Consider the following 23,523-nt stretch of genomic DNA (forward strand, 5'->3'; position numbering starts at 1 on the left):
TTAAATAAATCTATTGCAGCGTTTAACTATTGCAAATTAAAATCTTCATGCTATATAATGTTATTGGAGGTTAATATGAAGAATTTATACATAAAGACAAAGAATTTAATTTTTAAAAATAAGAAAACTAAAATAATTGCATTATTGCTATTATTTTTAATTATATTTTTAATATTTAAAATAATTTCGGGAAAGCTAAAGAGTGGAGATGGCGAAGGAGTTTCACAAAACCAAGTAGTTACATTGGAGAGGGGAAGTGTCCAAAATTCCGTTACGGAAAAAGGCAAAGTTGTGCCTTCAAATTCTGTTGAAGTTTATGCAGAAAAGCCACTTCCCGTTACTCATGTAAATGTAAAAGTGGGAGATAAAGTTAAAAAAGGCGATGTAATTGCAGAATTGGATTCATCTTCCATTGAGCAACAGTTAAAGTCGAGGCGTGCACAAAAATCAGCCACAGATAAAAATGTTTCAGCACAAATTTCTGCGGCAAAAAAAAGATTATCAGAAGCAATTAGTGGCAGAGATTCAGGAAAAAATGCAGCGATTGTAGCTGCTGAAACTTCTATAACACAAGCAATGGATCAGTATTTAACTGCACAAAAAGCCTATGACGACTTCAAGAGAAGCATTGACGAAAAATATAATCAAGGTATAGTCGCAGAGGGCGATACAAAGGAAAATCTTGTCTACCAAGAGGAAGCGACGAATTTAAAATATAAACAACTTCAAGATGATATAAATAAAAACAATAGTAAAATTTCTGAAAACAGAGCTATGGCAGCAGATAAGTCTAGAGAAACGGACTATTTGCAAAATTCACTTGAAAACGAAAAGAGAAGATTGACTGAAATTGGAATTTCCATAAAAGAAGAACAGGAAAGATTAGCAGAAGCTCAAGGACAAGTTTCTAATTATCAAACAGAAATAAGTGGACTACAAGCACAAAAAAGTCAATTAGAAGCAAAAAAACAAAAACTAGAAAAAGATAGACAAAGTCTATTGACATCAACTTCAAATGAAGCAAAAAAAGAATTAGATAGAGTTTCGAGGGAACTTGATGAAGTAATAAAACAAATAGGACAATGTGATAAAGATATTATAGATAAAAAATCGGCACTTGATGCAATTAACTTTGATGAAATAAAAAAATCGGCAAATGAAAATGTAAATAGTCTTACAAGAAGACAAAACGAAGTTGAAATTGAAGTAAATAGAATTTCAGAAGAACTAGGAAATGCCAAAGCTGACGAACAAAAATACACCTCAGAGGCAGATGCACTGGAAAAAGAATTAGAAGCACAGGAAAAACAAGTGGACGCAACAAAGCTTGAAGTGCAAAAAGCAAAAGATGATGTCAATCTAAATTCCGACAAAGCTTTAAAATCACAAAAGGCACGTGAAGACGAGTTAAAAACTTTGGCACAAAATGTAGAAACCGCAAAGAATAATTATGAAAGTGCAAAGAAAAATCTTGAGTCTACAAAAACTCAAGTGGCAAATGAAATTTCTGGACTTTCAGACAATTTAAAAACAGCAAGGGCAAGTGCTAACAATTTAGACAGCGTAGAAATTGAAAATCTAACAGAAGAGTTAGAAAAAGTAATGATAAAAGCACCAGCTGACGGAATTGTAACAGAGCTAAATGCAAAGGAAGGACAAACACCAGCAGCATCTGTTGCTAAAATCGAAACCATAGAAACATTGAGGGTTGAATCACAATTAAAGGAATACGATAAAAATTCTGTATCTATTGGGACAGAAGTAGAAATCACATCAGATGCAGTCATGGGCAAAAGCTACAAGGGCAAAGTAATTTCCATAGAGCCAGTGCCAATGAAAATTTCAGAGGAAAACAAAACTAGCGAAGTACTATACAAGACGGTAATAGAAATTAATAGTGGACAAGAAAATGAACTTGCACCAGGAATGACACTTAGAGTTAAATATATTTTGAGCGAAGAAAAAAACACTTTCAAAGTACCGGCAGACGCAATTTTCGAGAGAGATGGCAAAAATTATATACTTGCACTTAGGAAAAAGAGCGAGGATAAATATCAAATTGAAAAAGTTGAAGTTACAAAGGGACTTGCAAATGATGCAGAAATTGCAATAAAATCCAAGGACTTAAAGGAAAAAGATAAAGTTCTTGCTACATCAGGAGGATATGGCGAAGGAAATATTGTAAAAATCCTAGATACAAATTTGCCAGATGAAAAGGCTGGAAAAGAAGATGAAAAATAATTTCATAAAAATGCGGGACATAAAAAAGTCCTTTAACATTGGGAAAGAAAACGAACTAGAAATTCTTCACGGCATAGATTTTGATGTAAATGAAGGGGATTTCGTTTCAGTAGTGGGACAGTCTGGTTCAGGCAAGTCAACTTTAATGAATATAATTGGACTTCTAGACAGACAGACATCGGGCTATTATGAACTTAATAAAGTAGATATTTCTTCTCTAAAGGACAGTGAACTTTCTAGCTATCGTTCCAAAAAAATTGGCTTCGTATTTCAAAATTTTAACCTAATACCAAGGTCAAATGCACTTAAAAATGTCGAATTGCCAATGACCTATGCAGGAGTTTCAAAAAAAGAGAGGACAGAGCGAGCAGAAAGACTTTTAGAAATTGTGGATATGAAGGATAGAATGAAACACCTTCCCAACGAATTATCGGGAGGACAAAAACAAAGAGTGGCAATAGCGAGGTCTATGGCAAACAATCCGGACATAATCTTAGCGGACGAACCTACGGGAGCATTGGACTCCAAAACGGGCAGAAATGTAATGGATCTCTTTCACAAGCTAAACGAAGTGGATAAGAGGACAATAATTATCATCACTCACAACCTCGAACTTGCAGAGGAAGCCACACGAATTTACAAGATGAACGATGGAATGTTGGAGGAGATTTAATGGATATATTAGAAACAATAAAACTCTCCTTGGAAGGCTTAAGAACCAATAAGTTAAGGTCCTTTTTGACTATGCTTGGCATTATAATCGGTATAGGTTCGGTAATTGGAATTACGACAATTGGCGATGCACTTACAAAATCTGTAAACAAAGCCTTTGACTCCATAGCTAACACAGCAGTCCAAATTTATGTAAAGTCCAAAAGTTCTGATTACGATAATAGTGAGCTTAGCGAAGGTGATTTCCTAACGGAAAATATAATAAATTATTTAGAAGCGCAAAAGGGCAGGAAGATCGACGAACTCATCTACTATGGAGCTGGTGGAAATGGTTTTGTAAAAGAAGAAAGAAATAAAGAGCAAGTTTCAATATCGGCAACATCTCCAGGCGAAAAAAGTATTTCCAAAGTAAAAATGCTTGCCGGAAGATTTTTAAATGAAGAAGATGTAAAGAAGGGAAAGTCAGTTGTAGTAATATCCGACAAGGTTTTGGAAAAAGTATACAAAACTTCAGCACCAGAGGTACTGGGCAGAGAAGCAAAAATCGAGAGCAATGGCAAGCTAATAGTTGCTATGATTATTGGCGTATACAAGTACGAAGAGATATCTGTAATGGGACAATCCTTTAATGGATCTAGTTCCACAGTTTACATTCCAAGGACCACAGGGGATAGAGAATTTTTGACAGAGCCGAGGACTGTTTATTACGATGTAACAATGACTTTAAAAAACCCCGATACAATAGAAGAAGATGCAAAATCAATTGTCGACGACTTAAACGCAAAATTTTACGCCAACAATCCTAGAGCGGAAGTGAAATATTATTCAGCTAAAAGCGAAATTTCACAAGTAAATAATGCAATGAGTTCGATCCAAATAGCAATTGGAGCCATAGCAGCTATATCCCTTTTAGTTGGCGGAATTGGAGTAATGAATATTCTTCTAGTTTCAGTAACAGAGAGGACTAGGGAAATAGGAATAAGAAAAGCACTCGGAGCAACTAGAGGGGACATACGAAAACAATTTATAATAGAATCTATTATAATTTGTATAATTGGAGGAATTTTTGGCATAATCTTGGGGTCAATAATAGGATTTGTGGGTTCTAACCTCTTGAAAGCTCGCACATTTCCATCTATTGGCTCAATTGTAGTAGCAGTTGGATTTTCTATGCTAATAGGAATTTTCTTTGGTTACTATCCAGCCAACAAGGCAGCAAAACTTGACCCTATAGAAGCCCTTAGATATGAATAAAGTTTAAGGTCTTTGTACTATTAAAGCTTTAAAAGCATAGAGCAATATTGAAAATAAAATATATGTAATATAGAAAGATGCATTGTCAGAGATGACGATGCATTTTTATTTTGCTCTATTTTTAGGTCAAATATAAAAAAGAAGCGCAAAAGATATTATAGATATTTTACAATAAACTTTCTCGAAAGAAATTATTGGATATAAAAATTTTAAGAGTGATATATATATATATATATAACGAAAGAGTTAAAACCTGTATTTTATCTGATTATAAATCTCAAAATATAAAAATAAAGGGCTTTAAAAAATTTTCTTTTAAAGAAAAATTGTATAAAATAAAAAACATACAAATAAAGAAGTTTAAATAAAATATAGTTTTTTAAAAATAAATAAAAAAACAAAATGGCTAAATATAGGGATATTTTACTTGTATCACAAAAAAATCAATACAACAAAGCACATGCTTACAAATCAAAAAATTTAAAAAAGCCAAACAAATGCGTAGATTTAGGCATAATATAAAAACTATTTTTTAAGTAAACTATTGATAAAAAATAATTATTATTTTATAATATGTACATCATTACTAGTGAATCAAATAAATCCTAGTATAGGCTAAGACTGATTAATAGGAGGAGCAAAGAAATGGACAGAATTTTTAAAAAAATTATTTGCCTTACATTGGCGTTGTTGATGATTTTGGAGGTGTTTAGTCCAGTAGCTGTAGCTGCTAGAGGACTACTTGACGAGGGAGAAGTCCAAAATTCTAGCACAGAAAATCAACAAAAACTGCCCGATGATTTATTCACAGGGAAAAGTTTTACCACAGATAAGACAGAAAGCAACAATAAAAAAGATTCTAGGACTGAATATGAAAAATCTGATGGATTTTTGCAACCGGCTAAGAAGAAAGAAGATTATGAAATATTAGTACCAGCCAAAAAAAGTCCAGAAAAAACAAGCACAGATGTAAAGACTCCTGAAAAAGAAGATAATCCAGCAGAAGAAAAACAAGAAAAACAAGATGAACAAGCTAGATTAGAAAAGGAAAAAGAAGAAGCTCTTAAAATTGAAGCGGCAAAAAGGGAAGCTGCAGCAAGAGCAAATGAAGCTGAATTATCTGAGGCGGAAGCGGAATACAAAGAAGCTCACGAAAAGAGAATTGAGTTAGAAAAACTATTAGAAGAAAAATTAAAAGAAAAAAGTCTAAGAGACCAAGCAAAAGAATCAGAAAAAAGCCTAAACTTGGAAGAATCAAATAAATCAAAGGACATAATAGAAGAAAAACAAATTGAAGACGAAGAAGAAAAGGGATTTCTAGACAAATTAAAAGAAGGTCTAGGTTTGACGGATTTACAAAGAGCAGATAAAGAACTTAAAAAAGCTCTTAAAAATAAAGACAATGGCCTAGAAGAAATCCAAGCATTACTTAACACCTTTGAAGATAAATACAATTTATCAAGAGAAGACCAAGCCAAACTAATGGCAGACAACACAGAAGCCTTTAAAGAATTCATAGAAGAACATGGCTACGAAAACTTAGACCCTAAAGTATTCATGATTCAAAAGGATGAAGCAGAAAATGCTGGCTTAGAAATAAGTGACCTTTATGAAAACTACTTAAGAGAAGACAGAGAACTCACAGAAGAAGAAATGGACGCAGGTCTTCAAAAAGCAGAAATGCCAACTGTTCAAAATAATTTTGGTTTTATGAGATTAAGGGCAGCTTTTGGAGCTGAACCGAGTCCGCTAGAAGATAAAAAATTCACTATAAGGACTAGATTTGATACATCTACAAGACTTGGAGCTATACAAGTAGGAAAATACTTTGACATTCATCTAGACGAAAAACTCATGGTAAAAGATGTCTCAACCCTTAAACCAATAGTTTACAAGGGGCAGACAATAGCAACTCCGCAATATGATGAAGCCTCTAATACCATAAGATACAAAATAGTTAGAGAAATAAATGAAGATATTAGCCTTCCTTTGAATATCGATGTAGGTTTTAATACTGGAAAAATTACACCAGACGAAAGATTTACAGTTATCAATAAAATTTCAGGACTTGGAGTAACACCACCAAAGGCACTTCTACCTGTTGTCGTAGACAAAAATGGAAACACAGTTAACACAATAATAGAACCAGGTAGTGATGATGTTGTTAAAATAATAGACGATAAAAATGGAAATTATCAAATTAACCTAGATGCAGTTGGAAATCCTGTCATAGAAAACAGGGAAATGATAGGTATCAATTGGACAATTAGGGTAAATGCAACACAAGACTTAAGAGATGCCTTGGGCTATAAGTTAAATTTGACTACTGTTGAAGGTTCAGGACTTGGAGAAATTACTGATGTAAAAATCAATGGACAAAGCGTAGATCTAAAGGACCAACTTAATGGAGCTTTGGGAATAGTTGACTCTAAACATCATGATTTTCAAGGAAAGGGTCAAGATCTTGTATATAATTTCTATACAGAAGTAACAAATAAACAAGGCAACTATGTGTTAGATATTTCTACAATTCTTACAAATAAAACTGATGAACAGGGAAGGGGAAAGACGGGAGCTATTAGATTAGTTTTTGACAAGGGATATACCCAAGATTCAATAATAGAATTTACTCCTACTCGTGTTGGTGTAAATAATAGAACTACAATAGAAGGAAAGTTCAATTCCAATTCACAAGCAACATGGACTATTACAGACGGAGTATCAAGTGGAGATACTAATGTTACTCTTCCATTAGAAACTAGAAGCTTGGGAAATAATCAAAATATTGCTCAAGGACAAAGTGCAGTATACGGTTTAAATGACCAAGGTCAAATGGTTCAAATAGGAAGCACACAAACTATTACTGATTTTCCACAAGAGGGAACAAATCCAGGTGGAAACCAAGCGGTAGGGAATATAGCAGTATATAAAGTTATTACTGACTTACAATCTCCGGAAACATATCAAGATTACGAAGTGAGTGGAGTTAAAATCTCAAAATACAGAGATCTTTACGTCCAACAAGTTTGGAACTTGCCAGAGGGTCTGACAATGCCTAGCGAAACATTTAAAGCAGTGGGAAATGACGGAGATGTCCTTGGCGAGATAAAAGTTAGTGAAGGATTAGATGGAGAAAAGGAAAGAACAATAACTATACCCCATGTAAAATATTGGAATATTAGCTCATTGGGAGAAGCCTATCTAATAGATCACAGAGTAAAACAAGAATACGATGCAAATCCAGTAACAATAAATGGCAGAACATACAGATACTATGAAAATGTAAATTACTACAAAAACTATGAAAAAGTTCATTATATTCAAAATTCAGCCATTGAAGAAACTGAAGCAAAGACGGCGTCCTTTAAAGTGGTTAAAGTTGACAGCAAAGATCCAAACAAAAAAATAAAAGGAGTAACTTTTAGATTATTAGGAACTGGGATAGATGTAACGACAAATGAAGAAGGAGAAGCTGTTTTTACAGATATACCTTCAGGTTCTTATCAATTAAAAGAAACTAAAGCGGCAGATGGATATAAAATAGACCAAGATTTAAAGACTGTAAATATATCCAACAGTGGAGAGATTAGCGTATCGGGAAATAATGCAGATTTCTCACTTGGAGCAGGTAAAACTGAATATGTGGAACATAGCGGCTACCCAGACTACATGAATGCCATGTATTACGGCAAGGTTGATGAAAATGGAAATGCAGAATTTTATCTTTTCTTAAAGGCTAATGCAAAGAAACAAGGCGGTTCAACAGATAGAGATACAAGGCTAAATATCAGCATACCGGGAGTAGAAATTACTGATGTAACAGCTTATGATGTTTCACCAGATAAAAGAGATAATGTAAAAGATTTAATGCAAAAACAAACTGTAGATACAGTTATTAATAGCCTTGGTTTAAATTTAATAAATAGAGCAAATAGCAACATGATTACAGGGAAACCTAATAAAACTGATGCCTATACTGGAAAAACAGGATATCAAATTTATTTTCCTCAACAAAGATTTGCTAATGACTGGGGCTTTTTGGTAAAAGTAAATGCTAATATTGGAGACAATAAATCAACTACACTTTCCTATGAATGGTTAACTGATAAGGATACTGGAAATCAAGCTCAAATCTCAAAAATTGTGAATTTAGGCAATAGCGGCGAAGAAGGTTTGCCTAGCATAACTATAAAAAATGAAGAATTTACTAAAAGCCCAATATCTATAACAAAATTCGACAATTCAACTGAAAGACAAAAACTGGCTGGAGCAGAATTTGTGTTAAAGGATAGGGATGGAAATATAATTGCAAATAAAGTTACGGGAGAAGATGGAGTAGCGAATTTTGGAGAGTATGCTTCAGGAGTGTACACATTAGAAGAAGTAAGTGCACCGAAAGGCTATCAAAAGTCAAAGGTCTACTTTGAAGTAACAGTTGACGATAAAGGACAAGTAACATATAGTCCTAAATTCAAGGAGGGTTCAGGTACACCAGTTCTTGGCGAAGATTACTATAAAAAAACAGAAGAAATTCAGGATGATGAGAAAAGTGCAAAAGTAATATCTGTAGAGCAAAACCTCACTTATCAAGAAAATACGGCAGGTGATATTGGGAGAAAACCGGGTGTATGGGAAGCTTACGAGTTGGAATCATTACAATATCACGCAGATATAACTTTGGATAATTCATCACCGGGCACAAGGTTTGAAATTCAATTTGACCCAAATCTTGATTTCACACAATATTTTGGGGAATTTCCAAAAATTAAAATAGGTGGAGTTTACGTTGCAGATCCATACTTCAATTATGACACAAACCTTTTGACTTATGTATTTAATGATAAGTCAGGTGGAGGAACGGCAACTATATCAATTGATTTAAGAGGTATTATTCCTAGCAAATTTTACGCAAAGCAAGATGGGACTTATAAATTCACAAATATAGTAGCTCCGGGCGTAACAGGCGTTGATGGAGAACAAAGCAAAACGAATGAGATTAAAGCAGACTACGGCTATTATGATACAAAATTTGGAGCACCTGCTCAAGCAAGTTATTTTAGGGATGTATATAAAGATAGCGACGGCAATTGGTATTTAAAAGTAATATCCTATTACAATGCATTGGGAGATACTGGATTTGGACAGAGAACTGTAACTTGGAATTGGCTTTCTACTAATTATCAAAGTAATTATGCTGTATATGACTGGAGAGCTAATGGAACAAGTCCTTCCTTTGAACTGGAAGATGTAAAAATTTATCGCACAGATAAAAATAGAAAAGTAATAGAGGAGAAAGCATTAAATGAAAATATGCCTCTATCTTTTGGGATTAGGCCTGAACAAGACCCTTATAGGTACTTTCTAGTTTACCATATGCCTATAAATCCTAATGAAAGAATTAGCGATAGATCAAATAACTTCACTTTGGATTATGATCCAAGCCAAATACAAACTTCAGGTGTAATTAATCAGAAAACTCCTCTAAAAATAGTAATGCCTAACATTTCAAGTAGGGGAGAAGGTTATGTAATAGAAAAGACTTTTAAAATTCCAGACCTAGATGCCTTCAATAGTAGTTGGAGAGCCTTCCTAATGGATAGCGGTAATGGGACTCTTAGATCTGCCTTTGCCAGTGCAGCTAATTACAATTGGAGTACAGGAGACCAAGTTGGTGGAGAAATACCACAATATTCTAAAGAAATAGTAGGTCTTATTAATAAAAAATACACTCCTGGTCATTTTAAAATAACTAAATTAAATGAGGGAAATAAGCAGGAAAAACTTACTGGAGCAGTTTTCGCACTGACTGATGAAGAGGGAAATACAATTTATCGCTCATCAGATAGCGATGGAATAGTAAGTTTTACTGATCTCGCTCCGGGAAGATACACTCTAGTAGAAAGTACTGCACCAGATAAATTTAGAAAATCAGAGAAAAAATGGACAGTTACAGTTTATGACAATGGCGAAGTGCATATCCTAGAAGTTGGAATTCTCGGTGCTGATGAAGAGTATCATGGCACAGATATAAACATGAAAGTAACCAATAAGCCAATGGGCACGGAATTTGTAGTATATAAGAAAGATTCCAAGGGAACGCCACTTGCAGGGGCTGAATTTAAACTTACAAAACCAGACGATAGTACATTTTCAAAGATTGCAGAATCTGGCCAAAATGGTGTTGTAAAATTTGACAACACCTTAACTGACGGGACATATATATTAGAAGAGTCCCGAGCTCCTGAAGGTTACAACAAGCTCGACAAGAAATGGGTTTTAGTTATAAATAATGGAGAAAAGAAAGTTTATAATTACAGAGAACCTGCAAGCCCAACAGAATTAAATTCGATTTTAGAACAACGAGGAGTAAATTGGGTCAATGTAAGGGAAAGAACATTAGACGGATGGAATTTAAACGACAATAGGTACACAGGTTGGACGGGAAATTCAGCAGAAGCCTATAAACTTGGTACTAGAATCGTTGGAATAAATAAAGATGAAAAATATATCATTCAAAGATTTGTATTAAATCCAGAATCAGCACAAATTGGCGAAACCACAGCAACAATTCACAGAGAAAAACCTAATTACTCAAACATGGATTGGTATGCAGGAAATGAAACCTACCAAGTATTCAAATTGAATAAACCAGTTGAAGGCGTTATTTCAGATATAAGACTTTCAGAGTATGGAGCTGAAGAAATAAAGGACAGCGTGAGAAGAAGTACGGATAATACCAACCCACGAGAACCGCAACGTCTAAAATTAGATTTTCCTGCTACGGATAAGCCAATAGTTGTGGATATAAAAGTTTCCTATAAGGATGCAACTGGCGGAGTCGGTCTTGGAATGGACTGGACGGAAAATGGCACGACTTATTGGAAGAGCGACTATTATGAAAGAGTAGACACAATAAAACTTGCAGAGCCAGTTGTACAAGAAGGGGATATCAAGGGGGCTTATGTATCATCTGACTCTCTCGATGTAACTAATGAGTTTAAAACTTTTGGATTTAATCTTAAAAAAGTAAAAAAAGTCGATGAAAATCAAGTTATAGAGGGAGCTACCTTCAAACTTACTGGACCTAATCCAAGTCAAGAAGAAAAAATTATGACTACGGGAGAGGACGGTATAATATATTTTGATGGATTAAGACCGGGAACTTATAAATTATCAGAAGAAAAGGCTGCACCAGGTTATAAAAAGACAGATGTAACTTGGACAGTTACAATTACGAAGGAAGGAAAAGCCTACTATAAAGTCGACAACCCTGACAATATAAACTCAGAAGCCTTTGTAGAAAATTCTATAATGTTTGCAGCTAGTGCAAGAAATAATATTTATTCAAGATATGACCCAAACTCTAATTTAGAAATTTCTAACTTGGATAGGCTTGATGCTATGAGAATTCCAGTAGGAGAAAGCTATATTGAATATGCATTTAGGGCTAGCGTAGGTTGGCAAGATGTTGATCCTGACAGGTCTACAATGGCAAACCACGAAGATTCTGGCTATGGAGAAATAGATACAAAAATAACAGCAATCAACAAGGATACAAAACAATTTAAGCAAGTATTCTTAATTGACGGAAGAGTGAACAAAACATCGCCTATTATGTTAAACATTCAAAATATGAATGGGGCGGACATAAAGGTATATCCAGTAACAGATTCTTCTACAGTAGATAATGTGGTTAGCAGTGGTTCTGATATGATATTCAATGGTCCCTTTGATGATAATAATTTTGGTGGAAAAACTATAAACTTCCCGATAGAAAAGCAAAAAATAGCGATAGAGATTATTTCGTCATATGGTGCAAGTGCCAATATTGGCTTAGAAATGAGATATTTCTATGAAAGAGTTGGTCGCCCGTCTAATTGGAAACAATTTTTTGCAAAGGAAACTTATAATAGTGAAAATGACATAAACAAAGAAATCTACGATGTAATAGCTATTTCAAAGGGGAATGGTTCAGTTAGTGCAAGCCCAAATCAAAATGTTGAGGCGGGAGCAACAGTTACGATAAATACAAATCCGGAGGAAGGATACAGATTAAAAGCTCTCACAGTAACTGATGACAATGGTGGAACTATTCAAGTAAATAATAATCAATTTACAATGCCAGAATCGAATGTAACTATCACTGCGGAGTTTGAAAAAATACCAGAAAAAACTTATAAAACAATTATTAATGTTCAACAAAATGGAACAGTGACAGCTAGTCCAAGTGAAAATATAAAGGCAGGAGAAACTGTTACACTTACATTAAACCCAAATGAAGGTTATCAATTTGAAAAAGTAGAAGTAAATAGCACAACAGGTCCTGTGGGAACAACAATAGTTAATGGTAATGTAACCTTTACAATGCCGGCATCTGATGTAGGTATCAATGTTTACTTTGTACCAATACCACCTACAAATTATTCTATAAATATAGATGGCAGTATAGAACATGGCAAGGTTTCTGCAAGTACTACAAGTGCAGCAGAAGGAGCAGAGGTTATACTTACAGTTACTCCTGATGAAGGATATAAAGTTGAAAGTGTAATAGTGGATGGCGTGGCGATAACAGTAGATGCAAGTGGACAGTATAAGTTTACAATGCCAGCATCAAATGTAAATGTGTCAGCTACCTTTACACAATTACAATACCCTGGAACGACACCTCCAGAAGGTTCTGTTGAAATACCTACTGGTGGATTTGCTTTAATCAAGAATGAGCAAACAGGTCTTGACCTCAAAGTATACAAGAGAGATATGTACGGCAATCCGTTACAAGGTGGAGAATTTACTTTAAAGAAGTATACTGACGAAAATTATGAAACAGAGGACACTAATTTCACGCCTATAAATGCTGAATCTAGAGAAGATGGTTTGCTAGTACAAAAAGATGCAGAAGGAAAAGATATAGCTATAACTTTACAACCAGGTTATTATCTATTGGAAGAAACTCAATCTCCGCAAGGATATAAAAAGATCAAAGCTCCTTGGGAAATTCACGTATATGAAGAAAACGGTCAATTGAAGGCGGACTACAAGGGACCGGAAGACACTCCGAATACTTTTATAGATTCTGATAAGGCAAAAGATGTCGGCAAAACTGGTTTAACGACAACTCCTAGCGGAATTAAGTATGCATCTAGGATGACCTATATAAATCCGGAATCAAAGACATATATTCAAAGAATATATATAGATACTAGGGCTTATACAGGAAGCGATAAGATAAATGTTCAAATAACACCAGATATAAAAAGAGAAGAGTTTGAAAGACCGGGAGAAGCTCCTGAAACTATAAAACAAGGTGTGAAGACTGCGTATAGGTCAACATATAAAATAACTGGACTAAGTGATAACCCTAGCGATAGTGAATTGGACAACATATTGAGGTACTATGATATATCCAGAAATGACGTGTCCATGGTTAACACTGCAAGGTGGAGACCTTTTGACTGGGGATTTGACGAAGACCAATTAAATATTGACAAGGGAGTCTACTATATAGATGTCGAAGGATTCTATGATGACAACATCATAGATCTAGGGAAAATCAATATGAATATTGACTTTTATGACGGTGCAAGGCAATTTCAACAACGTGTTTATGAAGAATCAAAGTTTTCCTATAAGGTTGTTGACAAGGGTTCTTATCAAGGCGGTATGGAAGCTCTTAGACAATGGCTAGAAAAACAATATGGAAAAGCATACGCTGACAATTGGGCAAACAGCAAATCTGACGGTCAAAAATATATTAATGCATTAAGCAAGGAAGCTTATATAGGAGGCAAAAAATATACAGCTGGTAGGATTTATCCTGCATTAGATGATAATAAAGATTCCATTGTTACAAGCATCAATATAAAACCGTTATATTCATCAAGCAAAGTCAATACAATTGGATTAGAGGGCATGGATATAAGAAATGATAAAGAAACTTACAACATCACATTCTCAAAACACGGTCGAGATGATCCAAAGGAATCTTTAACTGGTGAAGAAGTTACTAATAGAAGACTTGAAGGAGCTGTATTCAAACTTCAAGAAAGTGTAGGGAACACCTATGTTGATGTGCCGGGTTCAAGCATAGCATCTGCCTTCAACGGATATTTCGGTTTTAGAGGATTAAAACCGGGTCGTTATAGACTAATAGAAGTTAAAGCACCTGAAGGTTACAACCCAATTGAAGGGCCATTGCTATACTTTACAATAGAAACTATAAACAAAAATTCTGGAAGAATTATAGATCCAGAGACCGGCGAAACAATTGACATTAAAACTATTAAAGTCAAATTTCCTACGGGTTCTCAAAATGATACAGTGTATGAACTCTCTGATTTAAATATGATTAATTCAGAAGGGCAAACAGTACCTATTAGCTCTGTGGATGCAAAAAATATCAATATAGAAGAAACTAAGGTAATTAATCCTAATACAAATGAACAAGTTCTACTAAAAAATCTTAATATAGTAGTAACGGACAATGAAGGAAAGTTAAAAGAGTATCCCGTAAAACAAATAAAAATAGTGCCAGATTCCAGCGGATATATATCCTTGGAATATGACGAAGCTAATGGGGTTTATCAATATGTACCTGAAAAAACAACATCTGAAAAAGATGGCAAGCTAGTTGACTTTGTAACAAGTGCAACTGCAAAAAACATGGGTAAGATTGTAAACGAAAAGCCGGGAAAAGGTAGCATAACTGTCAAAAAGGTAGACCAAAATGGAAATACAATAAGTGCTACGGATCAATTGCCTGGAGCAACATTTAAGTTAACTAATTTATCGAATGACACAGTTATAACTAAAACTGTTGGCGAAGATGGAACTTTGAAGTTTGAAGGACTAAATATAGGAAATTACAAACTGGAAGAAGTAAAATCCCCTGAAGGCTATGTCAATACAGACCAAGTATGGCATTTCACAGTAGGTGGCAAGGACTTAGACCCTTATGCAGGAGATATTTCAAGAACGGGAGTAGATTTAACAAGTAAAATAATTCTTGATAAATCTGATATGAAAGTTGTAAATCCTGAAAATGAAAATAATGAGCCGGAGCAAGAGGGAGAAATTCATCCACACTTAGGAGAAAGTTTTGAATTTGACAACACTTATAAGCTTGCTCCAAATACGAAAATAAATCCGGGAGATTATTTCGTATTAAAATTAAGCGACAACATTAATATTAACGGTATTCTTGAAGATAATGTTGAAAGTCTTGATATATTTGCAGATGGAGTAGGAACTATTGCCAAAGCAGATTACGATAGAGAAAATGGAACAATTACCTACAAATTTACAGACTATGCCAACACTTATCAGTTAGTAGAATTTAGCAATAAGCTTTCAGCCTTTATTGACTTGTACAATTTGAAGGAATCAGCTGAACAAAGAGTTGGTTTAGGTGTGGGTGATGATACTAGCAAATATCACGATATAAGAGTTGTCTATGACCTTAACTATGCCGAAAATAGTGATGGGTATAATTCTTTAAATCTTGCATCAAAAATCGTAAGTTATAGGGCAAGTAATGGAGAATTTGTTCACTACTATTATGTAAATAGGAAAAGACAATACACTGGGACATTTAAATTCAATTATTCATCAGAGCAAGACATAGAAAATTTAAAAATTAGTTATAGTGCATTGAGAAACAACTATTATGTGGAAAGAGATATGCCTAAGTCCTTTGGAGTAGATGAAAATAGCACAAATCTTATGCCTTTTACAACTATAACGTCGAGAACATTTTTAAACGCAAATGAATCTGTAGATTTGACATTTAATGGTGGACTATCAAATGGCGATTCCGGAATTATCAAGGTAACAGGAAGGGTAGCGGGAGATGATAAATCTGCTTATGTAGGGTATGGTAAACTGAAATTAACGTATACTAATGGAGCATATATAATGGTATACAGACACGACCAAGTTTATACTTTTGAAAATGAAGCCAGTGCAAAAGCGGAGTTAAATATCCAAGCAGTTAACCCTGAAAATAAAATTGAATTCATTAAAGTTGACCAAGACGGCAAAGCATTAGAAGGTGCAAGCTTCACACTTTACAAGAAGAATGCCGAAGGAAACTTTGTCGGATATGGAGAGGTAACTAAGACAACTGGTGAAGATGGACGCTTTGAGTTCACTAAACTAAAACCGGGTGAATATCAATTAATAGAAACAATAACTCCAGATGGATATGTTAAACAAAATGATCCTTTACTAGAATTTAGTGTAGATGAAAAAGGAAAAATCACAAGAAAGGGCACTAATGAAGAAGTAGGGGCTGTGCCAATCACTATAACCAACAAGAAAGAGCAAGAAGTGGAATTTGTAAAAGTCGATGCAAAGGATAAAAAGGCTCTTGAAGGTGCAGAGTTTGAAGTTTGGTATAAGAAGGACAAAAATGGAGAATACTCAAAGGAACTTATAAAATTATACCAAGATGCGAATAACAATAAATTAGTCTTGAATAAAGATGAAAAAGCTCCTTCTGGGTATACTGAAGTTGACAAATTCACAACGGGAGCAGATGGAAAAGTAAAATTCAAATTATACGATTCCGGTTACTATGCCCTTAAAGAGATAAAAGCACCGGAAAAATATATAAAACCAAAAGACTATGTCAAGGAATTTGCAGTGTTAGATGGAAAGATTGAGGTAGACAATAATAGTTTTGAGATTGAAAACCATAAAGGAGAATATCCACTAACTGGTGGTATGGGTACTTTAATCTTTACTATAAGTGGCTTAATCTTAATGAGTGCAGCGGCTTATATTTACAAGAGAAAAAGAGGTATGGACTATGATGATTAGTTTCAAGATCAACAAGAGAAAACCTCCGTAGAGAAGTCGATGTTTTAATATTTAAAATGAATAGGAGAGCAGTTAAGCTTAAAGCTGTTCTCCCTCAATACAATAGTCTTTAATATTTTGTAAAAATTAAGTAAGACAGAGGATTGAAAAGTTAGGAAAAAGTTAAAGTCTTTTATAAGACCATAATAGCCAAAGAGGCTATTTAGATAAGGTAATAATTTGCCAAGGCAAATAATTATAAAAATTTAAACAAGGAGTTATACTATGAACAAGAAAAAAATTCTCTCACTAATTATGGCATTAGTGATGCTAGTAGGAGTTTTTTCTCCACTAACAGCACTAGCGGCTGTAACAGAGCCAACTGGTGAACTTTCAAAAGATCAACTTTCAGAAACTAAACCAGATACAACTGAAGTTAATATCTTCAAGTTAGTAACAAAAGAAAGCTATAAAGCAGGTGCACCTTGGAAACATAATGGTGGACAAATTGCTGACATTACTAATTTAGGAACTGGTGTAGAAGTTTTACAAGGAGCTCAATTTACTTTCTACAAAATCAATGGAGAAAATGATGTAGAAAATGAAAAAATCCTAGAACTTTTAAAAGCTAACTCAGCTAAATTTGAAACTGTTGACCAAATGACTGCTTTAAAAAATAATGGAGCTAATGGTTTAACTGCAAGCGCTGCTGACACTAATATGACATCAATTGCAGCTAATAAAATTGATTTAGCAACTGGTACTGGTTTAACAGATGGACATACTGCAGATACTGGTACAGACGGTAAAGCTACTGTAAATCTAGCTGATGGTTATTATTGGGTTGTCGAAAGTAAAATTCCAGACAAAGTAACAGGACAAATTGCTGTTCCATTTGGATTAACACTACCACTAACTAATATTGAAGATGTAGTAGATGGTGAAAATACTATTAAAGCAGGTACACAATATCTAAAGACTTTATACATCTATCCAAAGAACTTAAAGACAGATAAAGTTAAAATCGATAAGAACCATGCACAATATGATGATATAAATAAAAAATGGTATGATCAAAATGGAACTGAAGTACCAGCAGCAGACCTAGGTGCTGATTATGCAAAATATGAAGCAGATAAGAAAACTGTATCTGCAGAACTAGGTAAAAAAGTTCCTTATGAATCTAAAACAGAAATCCCAAGAAACTACAAATTTGAAACATTCTCTTGGCAAGATGTTATGTCCGAAGGACTAACTTATAACAAAGACCTTGAAGTTACAATTGATTACATTGATGCTGATGGTTCAACTCAAAAAACAAAACAACCATTTATTAGTTCAGCAAATAAAACAACATATGTAACTGAAAGAGATAACGGTTTTGATGTCAAAGTAACAAAAGACCAAGTTACTGATACTTTAGTAGAATATTTAAAACGTGGTCCAGTAACATTCCACTTTAAATATTCAGCAACTGTTAACAAAGATACAGTTGTAGATAAGCCACAAACAAACAGTATCACTTACACGCCAGGTGAACCTAATGGTGGTGGTAAAGTAACTACTGGAACAGATAAATCTATTACAGTAAACAAGACATGGGGAGATCCGAAAGCAGAACCTACTGTAAGTCAAGTAACTTACTATGTAGAAGATGCTAATGGAAAAGGTGTTGCATCTGTAACTTTAACAAATACCTCAACTGGTAAGATAGTAGCAGGTCCTGGAATCGAATTTGAAGTAGGAGCTAAATGGTACTCAGGTAAATTTACTGGATTAAAAGAAAACACTCAATATACTGTAAGAGAAGCAGTTGTAGGATATGACCCAACTTATACACCTAATGGCTCAACTCTTGGAATCGACAACAAGTCTAATCCAGATACACTAAAACCAACTGAACCAAAGGTTGAATTCCACGGAAGAAAATTCGTTAAGTACGATCAATTAGACGGAACTAAGAGATTAGCAGGTGCAGAATTCGTTGTTAAAAACAACATTACAGGCGATGATAACGATGGAAAATATTTAGTAGCTAAAACTTCTACACAAACTGATGCTGAAAAAGTTGATTTAACAGCAAAGAAAACTGCATTAGACACTGCAATAGAAAATTATAATAAGCTTTCAGCTGAAGAACAAGCAGGAGAAGCAGGCACAACTGCAAAGAACGCCATTGACGAAGCTCAAAAAGCTTACAACAAAGCCTTCAAAGATGCTGCAAATGCATACACTTGGGGAGACAAAGACGATGCAGTAGTATTTGTATCTGATTCTAAGGGTGGATTTGAAGTAACTGGCTTATCAGCAGGAGACTATCAATTAGAAGAAATTAAGGCTCCAGCAGGATATGCTTTAAACAAAACTCCAATTGACTTTAATGTAAAAAACGGAACATATAAGAGTGCAAAAGACGATGAAACTGAACTTGAATATACTTCAACAACAGAAATAACAGATGATTATGGTAAGAAGATCGCCAACAAGAAAGTTACAATTCCACAAACTGGTGGTATTGGTACTGTAATCTTTACTGTTGTTGGTATTGGTTTAATGGCTGCAGCTGTTGTTGCTATGAAGAGAAACAGAGAAGAAGCTTAATCTTATTAAGTAAGATATTTTGAGATACTTTTCTCAAAGAGGTTTAATTATTTAAATCTATGGGAGGGGGCAACCCCTTCCTCTACATATTATGATAGAGGGGTAGAGATGAAGAAAAGAATTAAAGATTTAATAATTTTATACATGATGGTAACTATGGTCTTCCTACCTCTCAATGTTTTGGGAGCATCATCTGTTACCATCGAAATTAACACAAGGGAAACTTTGACTAGAGAGGATTTGGAAGGCAGGACTCTAGGAATTTGGAAAATAAACGACAAATTTATTGATACTAATATGGATAAGACTAAACTTGCTTCTATTTTAGACAAGTTAAGTGAAGAGGAGCTTGATGAGCAACTTGCTGACAAAAGGGACAAATGGGTCATTAGTCCTAAGGAGAAGGACGACTACAAAGTTACTCTTGACCTTGAAGTTGGCACTTATTATATTAGGGAGCTTGGAGGCAAGGATAGAAAAACTTTTATTGAATCTGCGGTTTTTTCTCCTGAGGAAACAAATATTATTAAGTTAAAGTGGGGAGAAAGGGAAAATCCTCCAGAAAATCCACCGCACAAGCCACCTCACAATCCGCCACAGGTGCCGCCAGAAAATCCGCCTCATGAACCGCCGACTCCTCCTAATTCAGTTTTACTTTTTAAGACTGATGATGAGGGCAGAGGTCTTAAAGGTGCTAAGTTTCAACTTACTCGTGATAATGGCGAGATAGTAAGGACTAGCAATTTTGTCATGGATGACAAGGGCGTGGAAGAAGTCTTTGAGACTGATGACGAGGGTTATATTTTAATAAAGGGTCTTGAACCTGGTGTGTATTTCTTCAAGGAAATCGAAGCGCCAAAGGGCTATGAAATTGTAACACCAGAAAGCCAGTTCTCAATATTTTCTGGTGGAAAGGCAAGGCTTACTGTTGTGAACAAGAAGAAGCGTGGCTCTTATAATTTTTTTAAGACTGATGAGTCTAAAGAGAAAGGGCTTCCTGGTGCTGAGTTTGTAATCACTCGTCAAGTTGATGGCAAAGACCAAAGGCTAAAGCACAAGGGCGAGGATCTAGTCCTCAACTCTGGCGAGGATGGCAAGTTTTTTGTGAAGGATCTTCCCTATGGAACTTATTATATCTGGGAGACTAAGGCTCCTAGTGGCTACACTCTTTTACAGGGCAGTTTGAAATTTGAAATTGACGACAATTCTTCTGAGAAAGTCCTAATTATTGAAAATACTAAAAGACCGCCTATTCCTAAGACTGGCGACATCACTTTAATTGTGCTTGTCATCGCTGGTGCTATAATGATTGGTTTAGGCAGGTTTATGATCAAGGACAAAAATTAATTGAGGCTCCTTGGAGCCTCTTTTTTATGGAGAAAAGATGAGCAAAAAAAAGAAAAAATCCAATAAGTTATTTATTTTTATTTTTATTTTAGGTCTTGGGATACTTTCCTATCCCTTGGTCTCTAACTGGTATTATAGGATTGAGGCGAACAATCAAGTTGCTGATTTTAAAGAGGCAAGGGATCTCTTGAGTCAAGAGGAAATAGATAGGCGTCTTAGATTAGCCAAAATTTACAACGACGATCTAGGCAATGTAGTTCCAAAGGATCCTTACAGCGATGAGGAAAAGCATAGAGCTTTAGAAAATTATGCGCAGATGCTTGAACTTAGGACTAAAATTGGAACCATTGAGATACCTTCCATTGATGTGGATTTGCCAATTTACGCTGGTACTAATGAGGAAATTTTGCAAAAGGGTTGCGGGCACTTGGAAGGGACTTCTCTTCCCATTGGTGGGGAGTCCACTCACACTGTTATAACAGCCCATTCTGGTCTTCCTTCTGCTAGACTCTTTACAGATCTTGAAAAGGTGAAGCTTGGGGACAAGTTTTACATCAACAACATTGGCGGAATTTTGGCATATGAAGTTGATAACATTGATGTAATTGAACCTTCTGATTTTTCTAAGCTCCTCGTGGTGCCGGGAAAAGATTATGCAACGCTACTTACTTGTACTCCTATTATGATTAATACCCACAGGCTCATTGTCCGTGGACACAGAGTTCCTTATGTGCCTGAGGAAGATGAAAAGATTAGAGAAGATAAGGGCGGCAATTTAGATATTGATAAAAGGCTTATCATTCTTTTGATTTTTGCTATAATTATATTAGTTAGATTTATTCAATATAAGAGAAATAAAAAATTGGCAAAAAAAAGAGAAGCTGAAAAGGCAAAAAATATTGAGATGGCTAAGATGAATGTAAATAAAAACAATGATTTAAGGGATAATAAAGATAGGGGTGATGACAGTGAAGGAGAAGTTTAAAAATAATTGGAAGATTATCCTATTATTTTTACTAGGTCTTCTCATTGCCCTTTATCCCATTATTTCAAATTATTATTATACTATGGACAATAACAACCAAATTATAGAATTTAAGGAAGCTGTTTCTGAGATGTCAGAGGAAGAGATAAACAAGAGAATGGATCTTGCTCGTGCTTATAATGAAACCCTTGACCCTTCTAAGCTTGCCGATCCCTATACTGAGAGGGAAAAGAAAGGTATGGCAAATTATGCAAGGATGCTCGAAGCAAGGGAAAAAATTGGTTATATAGATATTCCGAAGATAGATCAAAATATTCCTGTCTTTGCTGGTACTTCTGAAGATGTTTTGCAACACGCTTGTGGGCACTTGGAAGGGACTTCTCTTCCCGTTGGTGGCAAGGCAACTCACGCTGTAATTACAGCTCATAGAGGTCTTCCACAAGTCAAACTCTTTAGGGACCTTGACAAGATGGAAGTGGGCGATGTGTTTTATTATACAAATATCAAGGAAACTTTAGCTTATCAAGTGGACCAAATAGTAGTTATCGAGCCGTGGAATTTTGATTATGTTCTCGTAGTAGATGGCAAGGACTACATGACTCTTTTAACTTGTACGCCTTATATGATTAATTCTCATAGACTTTTGGTGCGTGGTCATAGGATTCCATATGTGCCAGGGGAAAAAGAAACTGAGGAAAAAGCTAAGATCAACCACAGGTCATTGATTTGGGTGCTTGTTATTTTGGCTCTTGTTATGTTCCTTATCTTTATTTATATTAGAAGACGCAGGAGGAGATATTATGAAGGCTAAGGCTAGGGTCATAATTGGATATTTATTTATCTTGGCAGGGATATTTATGCCCCTTCTTGCCTTTACTTCTATGTCCTTTAGAGAGCTTGTGGCGAACAAAAGGTATGAATCCTTTAAGGAGAAAGATGCTCAGGTAACTGATGCACTTAAAAAATATAATGAAGAAGTGCAGAAGAGCGGCAACAATATTATCGATCCATTTGACAACGAAGATTATAAAGGCTATTACGAAATCAAGGGAATTGATAAAGACGAAGTTTTTGCTTATCTTATTATTCCGAAGCTTGACATGAAAAAACCGATTTATCTCGATGCAAATTACGACCATTTGGACTGGGGAGTTGCACAAGTGGATGGGACTAGTATTCCTCTAGGTGGAAGGTCCACAAGATCTGTCATCGCTGGACACAGAGGCTGGTGGGGAGATCTCATGTTTTATGACATCGACAAGCTTGAAGTTGGAGATGAAATTTTAATTGATGGACGCAGTGGGCTTTTGAAGTACAAAGTTACTGGTCAGGAAATTATAGATCCAAGTGATTGGGAAAGAATTCTTCCCCTTGAAGGTAGAGATATGATTACATTACTCACTTGCCATCCAAAGAGACCGCCTAGACCAAAGAGGTTACTCATCAATGCAGAAAGAGTTATTGAAAAGAAAGCTGATGTGACCACAGAAGTTATAAAAGAAAGTGAAGTTTCACATTTGAAGTATGCAATTTATGCTATTACAGTTATTGGTTGGATTGCTATAATTATTGTCTTCTTTAAAATGCTAACTTATATAAAGAAAGAGAAAAGACATTGATTCTTATAG

At 35.0% G+C, this 23,523-nt stretch carries 9 protein-coding genes; all 9 read left to right on the plus strand.

The features are described 5' to 3' along the window. Nucleotides 1–75: 75 nt before the first annotated feature. The gene (locus BIV18_RS07755; RefSeq protein WP_075660057.1) at nt 76–2,241 is read left to right on the plus strand and encodes an efflux RND transporter periplasmic adaptor subunit; all 2,166 of its coding nucleotides are present in this window, start codon (nt 76–78) and stop codon (nt 2,239–2,241) included. Further along, complete coding sequence (locus BIV18_RS07760; protein ID WP_075660058.1) at nt 2,231–2,914, plus strand: ABC transporter ATP-binding protein; 684 nt, start codon at nt 2,231–2,233, stop codon at nt 2,912–2,914. The genes BIV18_RS07755 and BIV18_RS07760 overlap by 11 nt, the downstream gene beginning before the upstream one ends. Continuing rightward, nucleotides 2,914–4,167 (plus strand): ABC transporter permease, encoded by a 1,254-nt coding sequence (locus tag BIV18_RS07765; RefSeq protein WP_075660059.1) that lies wholly within the window; start codon nt 2,914–2,916, stop codon nt 4,165–4,167. The genes BIV18_RS07760 and BIV18_RS07765 overlap by 1 nt, the downstream gene beginning before the upstream one ends. A gap of 645 nt (nt 4,168–4,812) precedes the next feature. Further along, nucleotides 4,813–16,983, plus strand: coding sequence for a SpaA isopeptide-forming pilin-related protein (locus BIV18_RS07770; RefSeq protein WP_075660060.1), 12,171 nt, complete (start codon nt 4,813–4,815; stop codon nt 16,981–16,983). A gap of 264 nt (nt 16,984–17,247) precedes the next feature. Further along, nucleotides 17,248–19,563 carry a SpaA isopeptide-forming pilin-related protein gene (locus BIV18_RS07775; protein WP_075660061.1) on the plus strand — a complete coding sequence of 772 codons (2,316 nt, stop codon included), beginning with the start codon at nt 17,248–17,250 and terminating at the stop codon, nt 19,561–19,563. 108 nt (nt 19,564–19,671) lie between these two features. Next, nucleotides 19,672–20,910: an MSCRAMM family protein gene (locus BIV18_RS07780; protein WP_075660062.1), complete on the plus strand. Its 1,239-nt coding sequence runs from the start codon at nt 19,672–19,674 to the stop codon at nt 20,908–20,910. 37 nt (nt 20,911–20,947) lie between these two features. Continuing rightward, nucleotides 20,948–21,895, plus strand: coding sequence for a class C sortase (locus BIV18_RS07785; protein WP_075660399.1), 948 nt, complete (start codon nt 20,948–20,950; stop codon nt 21,893–21,895). After that, entirely contained in the window at nt 21,879–22,706 is an 828-nt protein-coding gene (locus BIV18_RS07790; RefSeq protein ID WP_178385784.1) for a class C sortase, read from the plus strand. Before BIV18_RS07785 ends, BIV18_RS07790 begins: the two co-directional genes overlap by 17 nt. After that, a complete protein-coding gene (locus BIV18_RS07795; RefSeq protein ID WP_075660064.1) occupies nt 22,696–23,514 on the plus strand; it encodes a class C sortase in 819 nt (272 codons plus the stop codon). Before BIV18_RS07790 ends, BIV18_RS07795 begins: the two co-directional genes overlap by 11 nt. Nucleotides 23,515–23,523 lie beyond the last annotated feature (9 nt).

It is taken from the genome of Peptoniphilus grossensis (assembly GCF_001940285.1).
Lineage (GTDB): Bacteria > Bacillota > Clostridia > Tissierellales > Peptoniphilaceae > Peptoniphilus_A > Peptoniphilus_A faecalis.